This window comes from Calothrix sp. CCY 0018 (assembly GCF_963920925.1).
GTDB lineage: Bacteria > Cyanobacteriota > Cyanobacteriia > Cyanobacteriales > Nostocaceae > Rivularia.
In genome coordinates this window covers 21,869-38,026 of record NZ_CAWUDI010000033.1, presented here as the reverse complement: position 1 = coordinate 38,026, position 16,158 = coordinate 21,869, and the positions used below count along the sequence as shown (strand labels likewise).

Genomic DNA, 16,158 nt, shown 5'->3' with positions numbered 1-16,158 from the left:
ATTTAAAGATGTAAGAATTAATAACTAGTAAGATATACTTTGTGTTTTCTCGATTCGTTTGCTTTTATGTATCTGTATTCACACCCTTTTTGTTTTGTCTAAAATACTACCTTTTTATAACTTATTCACACTTACAAGCTAACATATCAAAATATTAAACATCAACATTTTTTAGTTACCGCGCGGTTAAATTTGGTTATAATAATTAGACTTTGTACTTAGCAAAACAATTATTTTGATCGAATATAAATTAAATAACTTTGTTATATAAAAAACAATGTATTTAATATTAACAAAATTCAAAGTAATTAGACTTATTGCCACCATCTATAGAAAGAACAATTAGATAAACATACTAATCCAAAGCTGTAAATTTTAACTTAAAAATTTCTACCCTTATTTAAGCTTGCTAGTAAACTTATAACCACCTGCTTCTATGTGAATTTCACCTTGTTTCCAACCTTGATAGATAGGTGTTTTTTCTGCTGTGGCATTTTGGTAAACGGCAAAGTGATTCTTCCAATCATGTAATTTACCATTTCGCCAAACCTTGGGTAAATCTAAAGGTTGATGTTGCAATTTCACTTTTCCTACAACACCTTGATATTCAACTACACCGTTGTTAATTTGATTCTTATCTAAGCGAGATTTTGCAAGTACCGAACTTTTGAACTGTTGAAAATCTCCGTGAGTTTGCTTTTCACCTATTTCTAAAGCAAATCCACTGTAACTATTTCCGCTACCAGTAGCAGTTAAAATTTGATCTGCGGGATAGTTTTTGGTTATTTCAGAGGTTTTAGTGGCGTTAATTCCTTCAATATCAAGATTTATTGGTGTTAAAGCCAACCATGTTTTTTCGTAGCGAATAAAAGTGACGTTATTTTTGGTTTCTATTCGAGCAGATTTAGGTAAAAAGAATTGAAAAGGTGTTTCTTGTTTATCGTTGAGGAAGATAATCAAGTTGCGGTATTGTGCGATATTGTCACCACCGACGCTAGAAGTTGATATTTTGTTAGGGTTAGTACCTGTCGCTGCAACAAAATAATCAACACCACGCTCTTGATTAAAAGCCATCATCTTAAAACCATTCCAGTCACCACCAGAACCTTTAGCCAAAGTACCTATTTGAAAACTGTTACCGAAATACAAAGTTTCATGAAATTGTGGTGCAGTATCGTTACCTTGTTTCCAATTTTCATAAGTCGGTTTAGAGTTAAGCAATTCTACTGGTTTGGAAAACTGCTTTTTTGCTAAAGCCACAATTGCCGGATGGGGACGATAGCTACTAGTAATTACGTGAACTGAATCGGGAGAAGGCTTGGGATCTTCAATTGGTGAATCATTAAAATACAGTCCTAATTCGTGAGTAGATAAAGAACACCAAACACAATTTCCTTTTCCGTAATCGCGCTTAGTCGGGCCGCCAAATCCACCCCGCCAATATTTCAAGGCTCCTGTTGCCAAAAGCCAATCTAATCCAGCTTTGGCAAAGGATTTCACCTCTTTATCTTTAGCAAAATCATAAAGATTCAAATAAGCAGTAATAGTATGTCCGAGATAGTTTTCCGAATCCCATTCACCTTGTCCAATTTGATACAATGTGCCGATATTTCGCCGGATGCGTTGTTTATAAGCTTGTCTAGTTGTTTCGTTTCCCGTTTCTTCAGCGAATAAATACACCGCACTATTTCGCATTGCTTTTAAATTGTCTGTATTGCGACAATCCACCCAGCTATCACAATTATCAGTTCCGTTAGCCCAAAATTTACGTCTGTCAGGAAAACGACGCTTTAACGGATCTTCTGCTGTTAGAAGCTGCATCGCTTGTTTCATTCGCTGACGATATTCTGGATCGAGATATTTACCAAAATAGAAATATTTGCGAACTTGTCCTTTAAGAGTAAAGCTAGAATAAAAATCAATTCCTAAAGTATGAAGATGACTTTTAGCGTCTGCATCTTCAGCTTGGAGAAAAGCAACAGAACTTTCGCGATTTCCTGCAAGAAAATCGATCATCGCTTTAGGGTAAGAACGTTTTTCACTTTCAAAAGATGTAGTTCCGTATTTCTTACCAGCGATTTGTGCAATTACTCGTTTTGCTCGTTGTTGAAACCCCGCTTCCATTTGCGGTGTCCATTGTGCTTTTGACTTTTGTTGTAAAGGTTGTTCGGATTTGTTTTGTAATTGCAACGTTGATTTGTTTATCGCAGGATTACTAGTGCAACCAAGAGCAAGAAAGAGCAAGCAGAAAGTAATAGTTTTGAGAGTTAAATGTTTCATGTTAAAGGTTTTACCATAGTTAGCTAAGATGGTGCGTAAGACCTGACAAAATTATCGTTTAAATTAATATATACTAGTCGGTCTAACACACCCTACAATAATTTTTTATTTATAAATATCTTCTTTATTACCTTAAAAAAATAGTCCCCTCGTTGCAAACGGGAGACTATTACAAAGTAAAACTAAAACCTTAATAAAGCTTTCTGCATAAATAAAGGAAAGATAAAAAGTGGAGTTTTGATTATTTACCTTTGACCCTTATTTTACCTATTATTTATCTTCAACTCTAACATCAATTACACTAGCGTTGAAGTTATAATTAAAACCTTCTAATTCAAACGGCATCCCAATTTTTACTTTACTATTACCTAAAACAGGTCCGTCATCAGTAATTGTTGCTTTACCAGCTAAAGTCAAAAGCATATCCGTACTAAAGATATTATCTCTAGGATCTTTAATTAATTTAACGCTGCCATCTGGTTGTGTAACAATGATGTCTCTGGGTAGTATTTCAATCGATTTAATAGGAATTTGACCGTAGGGTTGATTGCGGATGATAACATTTGTTTTGCCTTTTTCTTTAAACCCTTGCTCGGATAATCTGTCTACATCGCGTACTTTTAATCCCCGGACAATTAAATCAACTTCGATAGGTTTTGTTGTGACACCTACTTGTGCGACGGAGCCAGTAGTTCCTGGGAACAAAAAGATACCTCCAATTACTAGCAATATTACTAATAAAGCTCCGATATCTAGAATATTGAATTTACCAAATAAGCGACCTTTGGAATCTAATATAGCCATAACTGATTTTTCCTATTTACAGATTGGATAGAGGATCGATATTAGAACAATGAAATTGGTGGAGATAGAAGTTAATCGTATGTGAGATGAAGTATTAAGGATAAAGGATAAAATAGTAAGATTATTACCTTTATTTATTTATAGGACAGTTTATTACTTACACTACTTTTCATCACTTTCATGAAGGAATAGATGATTAGTTGCCATGTTTAACAGCAAAGCTATTGTTGAGTCAAGCCGACTGGATAACATGGCAACTGACATGAGTTGGTAATAACTTAGACGTGCAACTTCTCAAGCTATTTATCGTCTTATAACTTACGTTCTTCTAAAAACCTCCTTGAATTCGATGATGATTGAAAAAAGAAACTTTTATTCTAATTTGCGCTATGCGCGTAAAACATTCTTTTATCCGTTAATTTCTGTAGTGGTAGCATTTAGCGTGTGCTTCACTACACCATTGGCTGCTCAGGGCTTCTCTATATGGGATATTATCTTTCAAGGTGCCCAAATAATTCAACTATCTAATATATCAGACAAGCAAGAAATTCAGCTTGGTAGACAAATAAATCAGCAATTGCTTAGAAGCGATGTCAAGCTTTACAGCAATTCTCAAATCAATAATTATATCAAGAGAATTGGCAACCGCTTAGAAGCGCAAAGTACTCGAAAAAACATCCCCTACACATTTCAAGTAGTTAAAGATGACAGTATAAACGCTTTTGCGACTACTGGTGGATATGTTTATATTAATACTGGTCTAATTAAAGCTGCTGACAATGAAGCTGAATTGGCAAGTGTAATTGCCCATGAAATGGGTCATATTGAAGGCGATCATGTAATAGAACAGATGCAAAAAACTGCGATCGCCAGAGGTTTAGCTACAGCAGCAGGTGTGGAAAACAGCAGGTTAGTTCAGCTTGGTGTAGAACTAGGTTATCGCCGTCCTAACAGTCGTGGTGCCGAAAAAGAAGCAGACCAAATTGGATTAAAAATGCTGACAGACTCAGATTATGCTCCTCAAGGAATGGTTTCGTTTATGAGGAAGTTGGAAAGCAAAAGTGGAAGTAGAGTTCCACCGTTTTTAAGTACCCACCCTTCACCCAGCAATCGAGTGCAATATCTTCAGAGTTGGGTCAACGCGCAGCGTAATAAAGGTAACGACGGCTTAAGTGAAGCTACATACCGTAACAATATCCGACCATTATTATAAAGAGTTAGGAGTTAGGAGTTAGGGGCTAGGAGTTAGATATTTCTAACTTTTAACCTCTCAAGTCCATAACCTGCTATTATTACGATTAACTTTTAGTGAAGTCAGATTAACTTCAGCTGATGCTTCTTCCAAGGGTAAGGTGCGTACAGAGGGTTTAAACATATTGGCTTGATAACAGAGACGATTTGTGACATCAAATGCTGTTAACCAACCACTACGGGGATGATAAGCACCTGTATCTAAATCTAGCCAACCGGCACCTCTAGCAATTTTGCCAGGTGCAATTCCAGGAAATGTAAAGGTTATAGTGTGACCGACGATAATTACTTTATCTGAAAAATAAGGCTTTTGAATGCTGTGAAACTTGTCTCTAATCCAGCAAAATTGTTCGGCTTTTTGTTCTTCTATAGTTTTTGAAGGGTCAATACCTGCGTGAACTAAAAAGATGTCTCCTAAATCTAAATATAAAGGTAAACTTTGAAACCATTCAAGATGTTCTTGAGGTATTTTACCGTTTTTATAGCTTGCTAAGGTTGCTTGTCCGCCACTGTAAAGCCATCCTTGTATGCTGGGAGTGGAAGCATTCTTATCTGTAAGAATTTTTATTAACATATGCTCGTGATTTCCGAGCAAGCAAGGATAGGAATTTTCTTTGACAAAATCCACCACTTGCGAACTTTGGGAACCTCTATCTATCAAATCCCCTAAAAAATAAATTTTGTCATCTGCTGTTGGGGCGATCGCCTCTAACAATTGCATCAAGCCTTGATAGTGACCATGCACATCCCCTATAACTATACGACGGTGGCTAGTTGCACTCATGAGCGTGGAATGAAGGTAAATTTGTTTTATATTCCTGATTCAGTAGAAACTACTATAAATCAGTAAGAAAATGTCAAAAATTTGCTAAATATAAGTTTAATGAAATCAATTCCATCGATAAAGAAGGAAATCTTACAAATCTTACGTATTAATAGACTAGAGCCGATTTATTTTGCTAAACATTCATTTATGTACAATTACCCAGGCGTTGTTTTTGATACTTATATAAATACATGATTATTTGCGTGAGAATACGATAATTTAATTTTTGCTTCATTGGCTGTAATGACAATAAAGTTTTAAAATTCAGATTGATATTGAGAAAGCAGGAGTATGTAATGTCAGAGGAATTTTCGACTCAAGTTAGCGATCGCATTTGTAAGCATATGAATGATGACCATGCCGAAGCGGTGGCATTTTACGCTAAGGCTTATGGCGATTTAGATAATGCCACAGCAGCGAAAATGCTTTCTATTGACGCTGAAGGAATGAATTTACAAGCTCAAGCAAATGGGGAAGATGTACCCGTCAGAATTAAATTCGACCATACTTTGAAAAATGCCGAAGATGCTCATCACACATTGATTGATATGTTGAAGCAGGCTAGGAAATAAGGAGTAAGGGATAGGCAATAGGGAACAGGGAACGGGGAATAGGGAACGGGAAGTTTTATTTAATCATCTTTTTGATTCAAGAACATAATTATTTTTGTATAGCAATATGACTTACGCAAAGCCCCTTTGAAAAAAGCCGGTGACAGCTTAAAATTGCTACCAATTTTATAAACCGTGGAGACGGGTTTTGCTTGTGTAGAAGAGCCAGTGCGCTGCGGAGGTTCCCTCCGTTATAGCAACTGGCGTGCGGTTTCAACCGCCAAATACATTTCTGTTCTCCATTCCTATTACCCATTACCTATTGCCTATTCCCTATTCCCTTCACATTTAAAATCCGATTTAAGCGTGAAAGCAAAGCAGGCTGTAAGAATAGTAAGCACGCCAGTAATCCAGAAGGGAGTTTTGTAACTAAGACTAACTAACATACCTGAAATTGGCGGTCCGATGGCGTTAGAAATACTCAGGTAAGATGCATTAATTCCCAAAATTTCTCCTTGTTCGCGTTCGGTGCTATTCAAGGATAAAATTGAGTCTATTAAAGGCATTGGGAAGGAATTCACAAACCCAAAAATTCCAATAATGATAAAAAATGCAGTTAGATAGGGGAAAGTTGGAATCAATAGAAAAGTAATTCCACGGGCAAATAATGCCAAGGATAGAATATCAATTAAATTAAATTTTTTCCTTAGTGGATCGAGTGCAACAACTTGAGAAATAAATCCCAACATTCCTACAACTGCAAATGTAATTGCTAATGTTTTGGCATCTTGATTAAGAACTTTTAGTACAAAAGGTTGAAATGCAAAGGTAAAAATCGTAAAGCTGGAACCACTTAAAAAAGTGAGAATAAAAAGCTTACCTAGTTTAGGACGAGTTGCAGATTGAAAAACTTTAATAAAGCCAAAATCTCTCCAACTCAAATGAAATTCCTGTTTGTCAGCAGCAGGTAAAGTTTCCGGTAAAAACAAAATAGCCAAAATAGTTGCAAACAAAGCCATACCCGCACCTACAATGAAACTCATTCCCAAAGACGAAACACCCTTAACTGTCGGTAACTGCTGCGCTACATAGCTTAATGCTGGCCCCGCAACGAAACCCAAACGAAAAACAGCACCAAAAATTCCAAAAGCTTTAGCGCGTTGATCGACAGTTGTAATATCGCTAACTACAGCCCTAGCAATAGAAGTATTTCCACCAGTTAAACCATCGAAGACACGCGCAACATATAACAACCAAGCTACGGGAGTTACGGCAGCAACAATACCAGATAAAACCGTTCCTAATAAACTTATTACTAGTAAAGGTTTTCTTCCCAAACGATCTGAAAGCCTTCCTAAAATAGGAGTACCGATAAATTGAGGTAAAGCATAAGCCGTACTCAGTAAACTTGCTTGAAAATCATTTAATCCAAACTCTTTCGCGTAGGGATACAGTAGCGGAATAATTATCGTGAAGCTAACCGAATTGATAAAGGCAACTAGGGTAACAATCCAAAACTGAAGAGGTAAATTAGATTGCCCCCTTAAATTTTTTAAGTTCATCTATTAAGCTAGAATCAATATTGCCAGAATTCGGTCTATTTTGTATAGAAATTTCTAACTGGCAGTTTCTTTCATAGCTTATCCGATTGGTACTTCGCTAAACTTCCTCACTAAGTCAAGAAGTCCCTTTATAAATTATTCTATCTATAGATAGTTGACAACTTGTTATTTATATTAAAAAGTGCATTTCATTCACATCTTTCACCATTGTTGTTAAGCCCCGTGCCGCCGCCTTGTAAGCCGGAGGCTTTCTAGCCCGCACGCTCCGCGTGAACGCAGAGAAATCAATTTCAAGGCTGATAAACAAAGTACGTTAAAACGCACTAAAATCTATACCCAGTATGATTTATCAGACTTTGTATTTGAGCCTGGAGAGCAGTGCGTTGCCGGGGTACAAAGCGGTTGTAGCAACTGCGGAGAATTTATTCCAAGGCGCTATTGAAAATGGTGCAAAAAGCACACACCAACTAACAACCAAAAACCATCAAACTTCTTGCAACAACCAAAAGCCGGTATAAGTCATTCCAGAATCATCAGGCTGTACTAACAAAAAATGCAATCCTTGACTTTGCTGCTTGCGCTGTTGATATAATGCAGCAGCTTCTGAAACTTCTTCATCCTCAAAAGTCGCCACAATCCATCTATCCACTAAACCCGCTTCCAACACCAACCCATCTGGGGCACCAGCAATATAATTTAAAGCCACTGGACGACTTTCTTTTAACCATCTTGCCAAAAGCATAGATTTACGTCCGCCATAAATTACCACACCGGGAATCGGCACCGTTGAAGCCAAACCCAAATTTATCGGCAATAAAAAATCGGGTGTTTCTAAAATAGGAATTGGACGCTCTGAGACAAAATCAGCAATATTACCAGCTTGCAAAGTCGCAAAACTCCATTTATCTCCCCAAATATTTTCAGATAAAGGTACTGGGGGTGGCTTATCTAAAGCCGTGAATTGCTGCTTTTGTTCCAGCCATTTTTTTAGAGCAGCAGTTCTGCGAGTTGCTTCGACTTTAATACCTAAAGTATTCCCAGCTTGTTCAATTAAACTCAAAGACTGGGGACGAAAAACTTGAATTACATCTGGCAAATTATCCGGTGCTGCTTGCTTAATTTGAGAAGCTACCCAACTAGAATTAGCTTCTGACTGGAGACAAGTCGCTTCATATTTAAACTCAAGACTGGAATCACAAATCGATAAATCCCATAAAACCTGTCCCGATTTATCCGGTTGCGAACGACGATAAAAATCAGCTTGCCAAAACATATCAATTATCAATTATCAGTTATCAGTTATCGCTACTATTCATTGTTCATTGTTCACTGCAAAGCTTTTGCATGATGACGAATATGGTCTTCCATAAAAGTGGAAATGAAATAATAACTGTGGTCGTAGCCTTGTTGATAGCGTAGATTCAAAGGTTGATTCACTTCATTACAAGCTTTTTCAAAAATATTTGGAAGCAGTTGCTGCTGTTGAAGAAATTGATCGTCGCTACCTTGATCGATTAAAATTTCACCATTAAAACCAAATTCTTTTACTAATTCACTCGCATCATATTCGCGCCAACTTTCTTTATTTTCACCCAAATAATTACTTAAACACTTTTCTCCCCAAGCGCACTGCATGGGTGCAGCGATAGGTGCAAAAGCTGAAACAGATTTGTATTTTTGGGGATTCCGTATGGCACAAATTAAAGCACCATGTCCCCCCATTGAATGACCAAATATACTTTGTTTATCTTCTTGTACCCGAAAATTAGCGGCGATTAAACGTGGTAATTCTTCAACAACGTAGCTATACATTTTGTAGTGAGATGACCAGGGTTTTGCGATCGCGTCAACATAAAAACCCGCACCCGTACCGAAATCGTAGTCATCATCTTCACCTTGAATTCCCGTATTACGCGGGCTAGTATCCGGCGCAACTAGAATTAAACCATGTTCTGCCGCGTATTTTTGCGCTCCAGCTTTAACTATAAAATTTTCTTCGGTACAGGTTAAACCGGAAAGAAAATAAAGAATTGGTAAGCTTTGGGATTCAGCTTGGGGTGGTTGGTAAACGCTGAAGCGCATTTCGCCATTACAGGAAGCTGAGGAATGGGAGTAAAAGCCAAGTTTTCCACCAAAGCTTTTATATTCGGAGTTGAGGTTGAGAGACATGGAATATTTAGGAACTATATAGGAACTATATTCTTTTTGCTGCCATTAGTTATCCTAACGGCTTACTGTAGAAAAATCTTTTTTTAAAAGAATTTGAAACGTTAAAAAACCTCGTTTTTCCCAAAAACCGGGTTTCTAGAATCTAATTAGACATCAGCTTAACTGCCCACTCTCGTTCTTGCTTTGACTCTTTCCTGTCTTTGATCGGGTAATTCTTTGATCCCAACTTCTTTAATTTCTAGATTCTCTAAATATATTTGTTGTTCTTGTGGTCGTTCATGCTCTACGACAAACACATTTGAGTATAAATTAGCAATTATTTGTTTGCCTTGTTGGGTTAAGGATAAGTAACGTAGTCCATCTTTGATATAAGGATAAACACCATTCCAATAAAACTTTGGATAATTGTTACGCAAATCAGCAGGATTCTTATAACCCAAAATTTTATTCATCCCAGTTTCTTCAAACTCGTAAAATAAAGAAGTAATTTTCTTTAAATAACGTGGATCGCTTAATTGTCCAATTAAATCGGCAGCACGTACTAAGCCCGCATAATTATTAGTTTCTTGATGGTCTTCTGCTGCGGGTACGGGAAAGCGAGTTAATTCTATATTGGATTTTATCACTTCAGAATCAATTAATTTATGACCCCCGAAACGCTCGTCAATAAAAAGTTTTGCTCTGTCAACGTGATATGGTGTAAGACTTGCATCTGAAGCTCCATTAGCTAAAGAAATCATCGCTTCATCTTTACCCGTAGCATACAGGCTTTCTTCTTCTCTATCTTGACGACAAACTCCTTTAACATAACCAATATCATGACACAGTAAAGAAATAATAAAATGCAGCCAATCTTCGCTAGAAACGCCACCTTCTCGTATATGTTTTCCACGCAAAACTTCTTGCCCCACAAGGGTTACTAAGATTGAATGTTCTACGTTATGATATAAAGCATCGCTATTAGCAATATTTTCTAAAGCCATGCTTCCTACCCAAGCGATGATATCTTGGTAATCAGTTTTTAAGCTTCCGTAACTACGACGGTATCCTTCTCTAACTCTATCTACAAAAGCATCTATTAAAACTTCAGTTGCGCTAAACATATTTTAACCCTGTTAATAATTTTTTGTTTTATCTAGATTTTTCAAGTTGATGAGAAACTTGTAAACGATCGATTCAATATGCCAATCAATTTGATCGTTATGCAGAATACGACATTAAATTTACTTTAAGTACAAATTTTTGATTAATTATCTACTTATACCGTCATCAAAATCAAAATATTACATATTAATACTAATTCATGACACTGCAATTCAACAGAATAAAATTTTTAATTTCCTGCTTGCAATTTTATAAAAAATAATCTTGACCCTAAACTTAAAAAAATTTTATCTAATATTGCTATTTTTCAGCAAGCTACAAATTGTACCTGAAATAACATAAATAGAGCTTACCCAAATTACGGCAAATATATACATCGACTTTAACAGGAACTTCCTGACGACATAAAGAGACTAGAAGATCGCTTAATTCTTATTTTTTCATATTTAGATGATTGATCGCGGTGATCTCAACACTCATTTCTTTGTGATGCAAGGTATTTAATTATGTGTCTTTATATACTATAAGCCTGTAGTAGCAAGCCTTTCACCAGATAAATTACTCAACATAAACTTCCAATAAATATATAACGGCTAGTAAAAATATGACTTTTGTCATGGATAAATTAAGTCTGAGACTACAGCCATTACACTAAAAAATAGGTAATAGTTAAGATACAGTAATAAATTTAACGTTTTTTTAAGCTAAACCGTATTATCGCGGTTGGGTAGGAGGTGGAGCAATGACAGCAGGGGACTCGAATTTTTCAGATATTCCAGCAGAAGAAGAAGCAGCAATAGAAGAAACAACTTTTAAAGATTATCCTGAAACTAGCAAGCAGCGCCCTTGGTGGACAATCATGCTCATGGGTGTGGTTTTAGGAGTTGGAATAACTATGGGAGGAATGCGTTTGTTGAGCAATCGTCCTAAAAGCGAAGCTAAGGTAGCAAATACGCCTACTACTGAAGTAGCTCCAGCAATGACTGTTACCCTGGCTTTAGTAGAACTCACTAAAGTTGCTCGCAATCTCAACGTTACTGGTACTGTTGGGGCTAGTGAATTGACTCCGGTATTGCCTCAATCTAATGGTTTGCAAATTAAGCAAATTTTGGTACAACAGGGAGATTCCGTTAAAGAAAGTCAAGTAATGGCGATTTTGGATGACTCGCTGTTACAAGATCAAATTCTTCAAGCCAAAGCAGAAGTAGAATCTCAAGAAGCTGAAGTTGCTTCAAGAGTTGCTGATTTAGCTTCCAAACAAGCAGCTTTAGAATCAAGTAAAGCAAATGTAATATCAAATCAAGCAACAGTTCAGCAAAGACAAGCCGATTTAGCGCAAGCACAAGCGAAATTAAGAGAAGCTACGAGGAATTACCAGCGCAACAAGCAACTTTCCGATCGAGGAGCGATTAGCAAGCAATTATTTGAAACCGCTGAAACTAATTTTGAAACAGCAAAAGAAGCTGTACGTATTGCACAAGCAAATATTCGTAGCGCGATCGCCAATGTAAGTAGTGCCGAAGCCAATATCAGCAGTGCCGAAGCAGGTGTAAGCAGCGCGATCGCCAAAATTAATAGCGCCAAAGCCGGAGTCAAGAGTGCAACAGCTAGAGTACAACAGTTAAAAACTCAGTTAGGACAAACCGTAGTTCGCGCTCCCGTTTCGGGAATAGTTGCCGAAAAACTAGCAAGAGTAGGGGATATAACGGGTGTACCACCGCAAACCCAAGTAGGAAACGTAGTTGGTGGAACCCAAAAGTTATTTTCGATTATTCGTCAAGGAAACTTAGAATTACAGGCAAAAGTTCCCACAGTTCAACTATCGCAAATAAAAGTTTTAGCACCAGCCCAGATTACAACTGATGCAGATAACCGGGTTAAATTGCGCGGAAAAGTTAAAGAAATAGAACCAGTAGTTAATCAACAACGCCGCGAAGCGACAGTCAAAATTGATTTACCAGCCACAAATTTACTTAAACCGGGAATGTTCGCTCGCGCCGCAATTCTCACCGATACAAACATGGCTGTAGCTATACCGCAAAAAGCAGTACTTCCTCAACCTGACGGTAGCGCAATCGTATTTACCATCGATCCAGACAAAATTGCCACCAGTAAAAAAGTAGAAACAGGAGAAATTCTTAAAGGTGGAAAAATTGAAATCAAAAGTGGCTTACAACCCGGAAAAAGCGTAATAGTTGACGGTGCAGGGTATTTGAAAGATGGCGATAAAGTACGGATTGCAAAGCAATAAGGTCAAAAGTTAAAGGTTAAAGGTCAAAGTTTTTAATTTCAATATTTGCTCCTAACTCCTAACTCCTAACTCCTACCTCCTAACTCTCTACTCTTCTAATCCAAAATCCAAAATCTAAAATCTAAAATTATTTAGCTCCTAACAACTAACAACTAACAACTAATGGACGTTTCTGCTTGGTCGATTAAAAAACCAATTCCTACAATAGTTTTATTCTTAATTTTGACTATAGTTGGCTGGTTTTGTTTTGGTATTTTGGGTATTGATACTAGTCCTAATATTGATATTCCTGCGGTTCAAGTTACGGTAACTCAACCTGGTGCGGGACCTACGGAACTTGAGTCTCAGGTGACGAAGAAAATTGAAGATGCGGTTGCTGGTTTGGGCAACATTGATGAATTGCGTTCGGTTGTTAGAGATGGCGTTTCTAATACTACTATCAACTTTGATTTGGGAACCGATAGCGATCGCGCTACTAATGATGTTCGGAATGCGATCGCCCAAATTCGTCAAAGTCTTCCTCAAGATATTAATGACCCTATCGTACAGCGTCTTGAGTTTTCCGGAAGTGCTGTTATGACCTATGTGGTTAGTTCGGATCAACGCTCTGTGGAAGAGTTGAGTAATCTGGTTGACGAAACTATTAGTCGCGCTTTACTATCTGTCAAAGGTGTGGCTGAAATCCGCCGGGTGGGCGGTGTTGACCGGGAAATTCGTGTCAACCTTGACCCAGTTCGCTTGCAGTCTTTGGGTATTACTGCGACTCAGGTAAACGACCAATTGCGAGCTTTTAATATTAATTTACCGGGTGGCCGCGCTGAAATTGGCGGAAGCGAACAAAGCATTCGTACTTTAGGTAGTGCCCAAAGTGTAGATGTTTTGAGAAATTATGAAATTATCCTTCCTAATGGTGGTTCGGTTGCTTTATCGACTTTAGGAAATATAGAAGATAGCTTTGGTGAAGTACGTCAAACCGCACGCTTGAATAATAAACCAGTAGTTGCTTTAGAGGTATTGCGTAGTACTGGTAGCGTCATGGTAACGGTGGAAGAAGGAGTCAAAAAAGAGGTTGAAAAGCTGGAAAAAACTCTTCCTACCGATGTAAAAATGGAATTAATTTTTACTAGAGCTACTTTTGTACGCGATTCTTACGAAAGTACGATGAACGAGCTATTAATAGCTTCTGTATTAGCCGTAGCAGTAATTCTACTATTTTTACGCGATTGGCGAGCAACTTTAATTACAGCAGTAACTTTACCTTTATCAATTATTCCTACCTTCGGCGTAATATTTGCTCTCGGCTACACCCTCAATAATATGACACTGTTGGGTTTGGGATTAGCTGTAGGTAACTTAGTAGATGATGCCGTCGTAGAAATTGAGAATATGGAACGGCATTTAGGCATGGGTAAAGAACCCAAGCAAGCAGCTTTTGACTCATCAGCAGAAATGGGTTTAGCAGTAATTGCAACTTCGGCGACAATCGTAGCCGTATTTTTACCAGTAGCATTTATGGGTGGAATTCCCGGTCAATTTTTCCAACCCTTCGCCATGACAGTTACCGCAGCAACTGTATTTTCCACAGCAGTAGCGCGGATGGTAACGCCGATGATGGGAGCGTATTTGTTGAAGTCAAAGGAGGTTGAAGGTCAAAGGTCAAAGGCCAGAGAAAGTAATCCAAAATTCTCCCCTTACGCTTCCACACTTAGATGGGCTTTACGGCATCGCACTACAACTTTACTGCTGGCTTTGGCTTTCTTTATTGGTAGCTTGATGTTGGTACCGATGATTCCCAAAGGTTTGGTTGATGGGGCTGATGTTGGTATTTCTGGGGTATCTATAGAATTAGCACCTGGTTCGACTTTGGCAGATACTAAGAAAGTAGTGACGCAAGCAACAAATTTAATTAGACAAAATCCTGCGGTTGAAAGTGTTTTATCTACAGAAAATGTTGGTTCGGCAAGTCTTACTGTTAGATTAAAATCCAAGGAAGAACGAAAATCTCAAAGCGAGTTTGAAGAACAAGTTCGTCCGCAGTTTGCTCAAATTCCTGGAGCGAGAATTAGTTTTGAAAGTACTGGTGCTGTGGGTGGTAGAAAAGATTTAACTATAGTTTTGCAAAGTGAAAATCCGCAAGCATTGAAAAAAGCTGCTGATGACTTGGAAAAGCAGATGCGAAGTGTACCGGGATTGGTAGAAGCAACTTCAAGCGCTAGTTTGGTAAAACCGGAAATTTTGGTAGTACCCAACCCGCAACGCGCCGCCGACTTGGGTGTTACCGTCCAGTCAATTGCGCGTACTGCAAGTCTTGCGACTATCGGTGATAGCGATGCTAACTTAGCAAAATACAATCTTCCCGACCGTCAAATTCCTATTAGAGTCCAAATCGACCCCAAAGCACGAGAAGATATCACAAATATTAAAAATCTTCAAGTTCCCAGTCAGAATGGCGGTTTAGTTCCTTTGTTAGCGGTTGCAGATATCCGTTTTGGTAGTGGTGCGGCGACTATCAACCGCTTCGATAGAATGCGTCAAGTTTCGGTGGAAGCCAACTTACAGGGTATTTCTTTAGGAGATGGATTGACAGCTGTTAACCAGTTAGAAGCGATGAAAACCCTATCGCCAGAGGTAACGCGACGTTCGGCAGGGGATGCCGAAATTATGGAAGAGATTTTCGGACGCTTTGGTACTGCCTTGGGTTTAGCGGTAATGATGATTTACGCTATTTTGGTGATTCTATACAATAATTTTCTTCACCCAATCACTATTATGGTGGCGCTTCCCCTGTCTTTGGGCGGTACTCTTTTAGCATTAATGATTGCTCAAAAAGCCTTGGGATTATATGCCTTAATCGGAATAGTTTTATTGTTAGGAATTGTCACCAAAAACTCAATCTTATTAGTGGACTATGCAATTATCGGTTTAGAACAAGGTAAACGCCAACGTCAAGCACTTTTAGATGCTGGTATATCTCGCTTGCGTCCGATTTTGATGACTTCCCTTTCCACAATCGCGGGTACTTTTCCCCTCGCATTAGGACTCGGTGCTGGTGCGGAAGTCCGCCAATCAATGGGTGTGGCTGTTATCGGTGGTTTCACAACTTCTACATTATTAACTTTGGTAGTGGTACCAGTGTTGTTCACTTACATTGATAACTTTCAGCATTGGATTATTAATACAGTGAAATACGGTTTTAAGAAAAAACCTCGCCGTAAAGTTATCAAAGAAAACAAAAAAGTTAAATTCCCGCCTGCGAGTTAGGAGTTAAGAGTTAGGAGTGAGTAGTAAATTAATAATTCTTCTCCCCATCTCCCCATCTCCCCCTCCCCCCATTCCCTGTCTATACTTATTTTAGTTACA

11 protein-coding genes are annotated in these 16,158 nt (G+C 38.1%); 4 read left to right on the top strand and 7 right to left on the bottom strand.

What is annotated here, in order from left to right:
- Nucleotides 1-396: 396 nt before the first annotated feature.
- Nucleotides 397-2,124 carry a hypothetical protein gene (locus ACM03V_RS22485; protein WP_414623079.1) on the bottom strand — a complete coding sequence of 576 codons (1,728 nt, stop codon included), beginning with the start codon at nt 2,122-2,124 and terminating at the stop codon, nt 397-399.
- A 426-nt stretch (nt 2,125-2,550) separates the two neighbouring features.
- Complete coding sequence (locus ACM03V_RS22480; RefSeq protein ID WP_414623024.1) at nt 2,551-3,084, bottom strand: DUF4330 domain-containing protein; 534 nt, start codon at nt 3,082-3,084, stop codon at nt 2,551-2,553.
- 349 nt (nt 3,085-3,433) lie between these two features.
- On the opposite strand from ACM03V_RS22480, the gene ACM03V_RS22475 reads away from it, so the two are divergent.
- Nucleotides 3,434-4,297 carry a M48 family metallopeptidase gene (locus ACM03V_RS22475; RefSeq protein WP_414623023.1) on the top strand — a complete coding sequence of 288 codons (864 nt, stop codon included), beginning with the start codon at nt 3,434-3,436 and terminating at the stop codon, nt 4,295-4,297.
- A 57-nt stretch (nt 4,298-4,354) separates the two neighbouring features.
- Here ACM03V_RS22475 and ACM03V_RS22470 read toward each other — a convergent pair whose 3' ends face one another.
- Nucleotides 4,355-5,119, bottom strand: coding sequence for a metallophosphoesterase family protein (locus tag ACM03V_RS22470; protein ID WP_414623022.1), 765 nt, complete (start codon nt 5,117-5,119; stop codon nt 4,355-4,357).
- A gap of 338 nt (nt 5,120-5,457) precedes the next feature.
- On the opposite strand from ACM03V_RS22470, the gene ACM03V_RS22465 reads away from it, so the two are divergent.
- Nucleotides 5,458-5,733 (top strand): DUF2470 domain-containing protein, encoded by a 276-nt coding sequence (locus tag ACM03V_RS22465; RefSeq protein WP_414623021.1) that lies wholly within the window; start codon nt 5,458-5,460, stop codon nt 5,731-5,733.
- A gap of 305 nt (nt 5,734-6,038) precedes the next feature.
- Here the strand turns inward: ACM03V_RS22465 and ACM03V_RS22460 are convergent, their stop codons facing one another.
- From ACM03V_RS22460 to ACM03V_RS22445, 4 genes are all read right to left on the bottom strand, one after another.
- Nucleotides 6,039-7,274, bottom strand: a complete 1,236-nt coding sequence (locus tag ACM03V_RS22460) for an MFS transporter (protein WP_414623020.1) — start codon at nt 7,272-7,274, stop codon at nt 6,039-6,041.
- A 484-nt stretch (nt 7,275-7,758) separates the two neighbouring features.
- On the bottom strand, nt 7,759-8,547 hold the full coding sequence (locus tag ACM03V_RS22455) for a Tab2/Atab2 family RNA-binding protein (protein WP_414623019.1): 789 nt from the start codon (nt 8,545-8,547) through the stop codon (nt 7,759-7,761).
- 53 nt (nt 8,548-8,600) lie between these two features.
- On the bottom strand, nt 8,601-9,443 hold the full coding sequence (gene fghA / locus ACM03V_RS22450; protein ID WP_414623018.1) for an S-formylglutathione hydrolase: 843 nt from the start codon (nt 9,441-9,443) through the stop codon (nt 8,601-8,603).
- A gap of 158 nt (nt 9,444-9,601) precedes the next feature.
- Nucleotides 9,602-10,546, bottom strand: a complete 945-nt coding sequence (locus tag ACM03V_RS22445; protein WP_414623017.1) for an Npun_R2479 family HD domain-containing metalloprotein — start codon at nt 10,544-10,546, stop codon at nt 9,602-9,604.
- Nucleotides 10,547-11,289: 743 nt separating this feature from the next.
- Between ACM03V_RS22445 and ACM03V_RS22440 the strand changes: the two genes are divergently transcribed.
- Together ACM03V_RS22440 and ACM03V_RS22435 are read left to right on the top strand one after the other, a co-directional pair.
- Nucleotides 11,290-12,798 carry an efflux RND transporter periplasmic adaptor subunit gene (locus ACM03V_RS22440; RefSeq protein WP_414623016.1) on the top strand — a complete coding sequence of 503 codons (1,509 nt, stop codon included), beginning with the start codon at nt 11,290-11,292 and terminating at the stop codon, nt 12,796-12,798.
- Between the two features lie 162 nt (nt 12,799-12,960).
- The gene (locus ACM03V_RS22435; RefSeq protein WP_414623015.1) at nt 12,961-16,059 is read left to right on the top strand and encodes an efflux RND transporter permease subunit; all 3,099 of its coding nucleotides are present in this window, start codon (nt 12,961-12,963) and stop codon (nt 16,057-16,059) included.
- Nucleotides 16,060-16,158 lie beyond the last annotated feature (99 nt).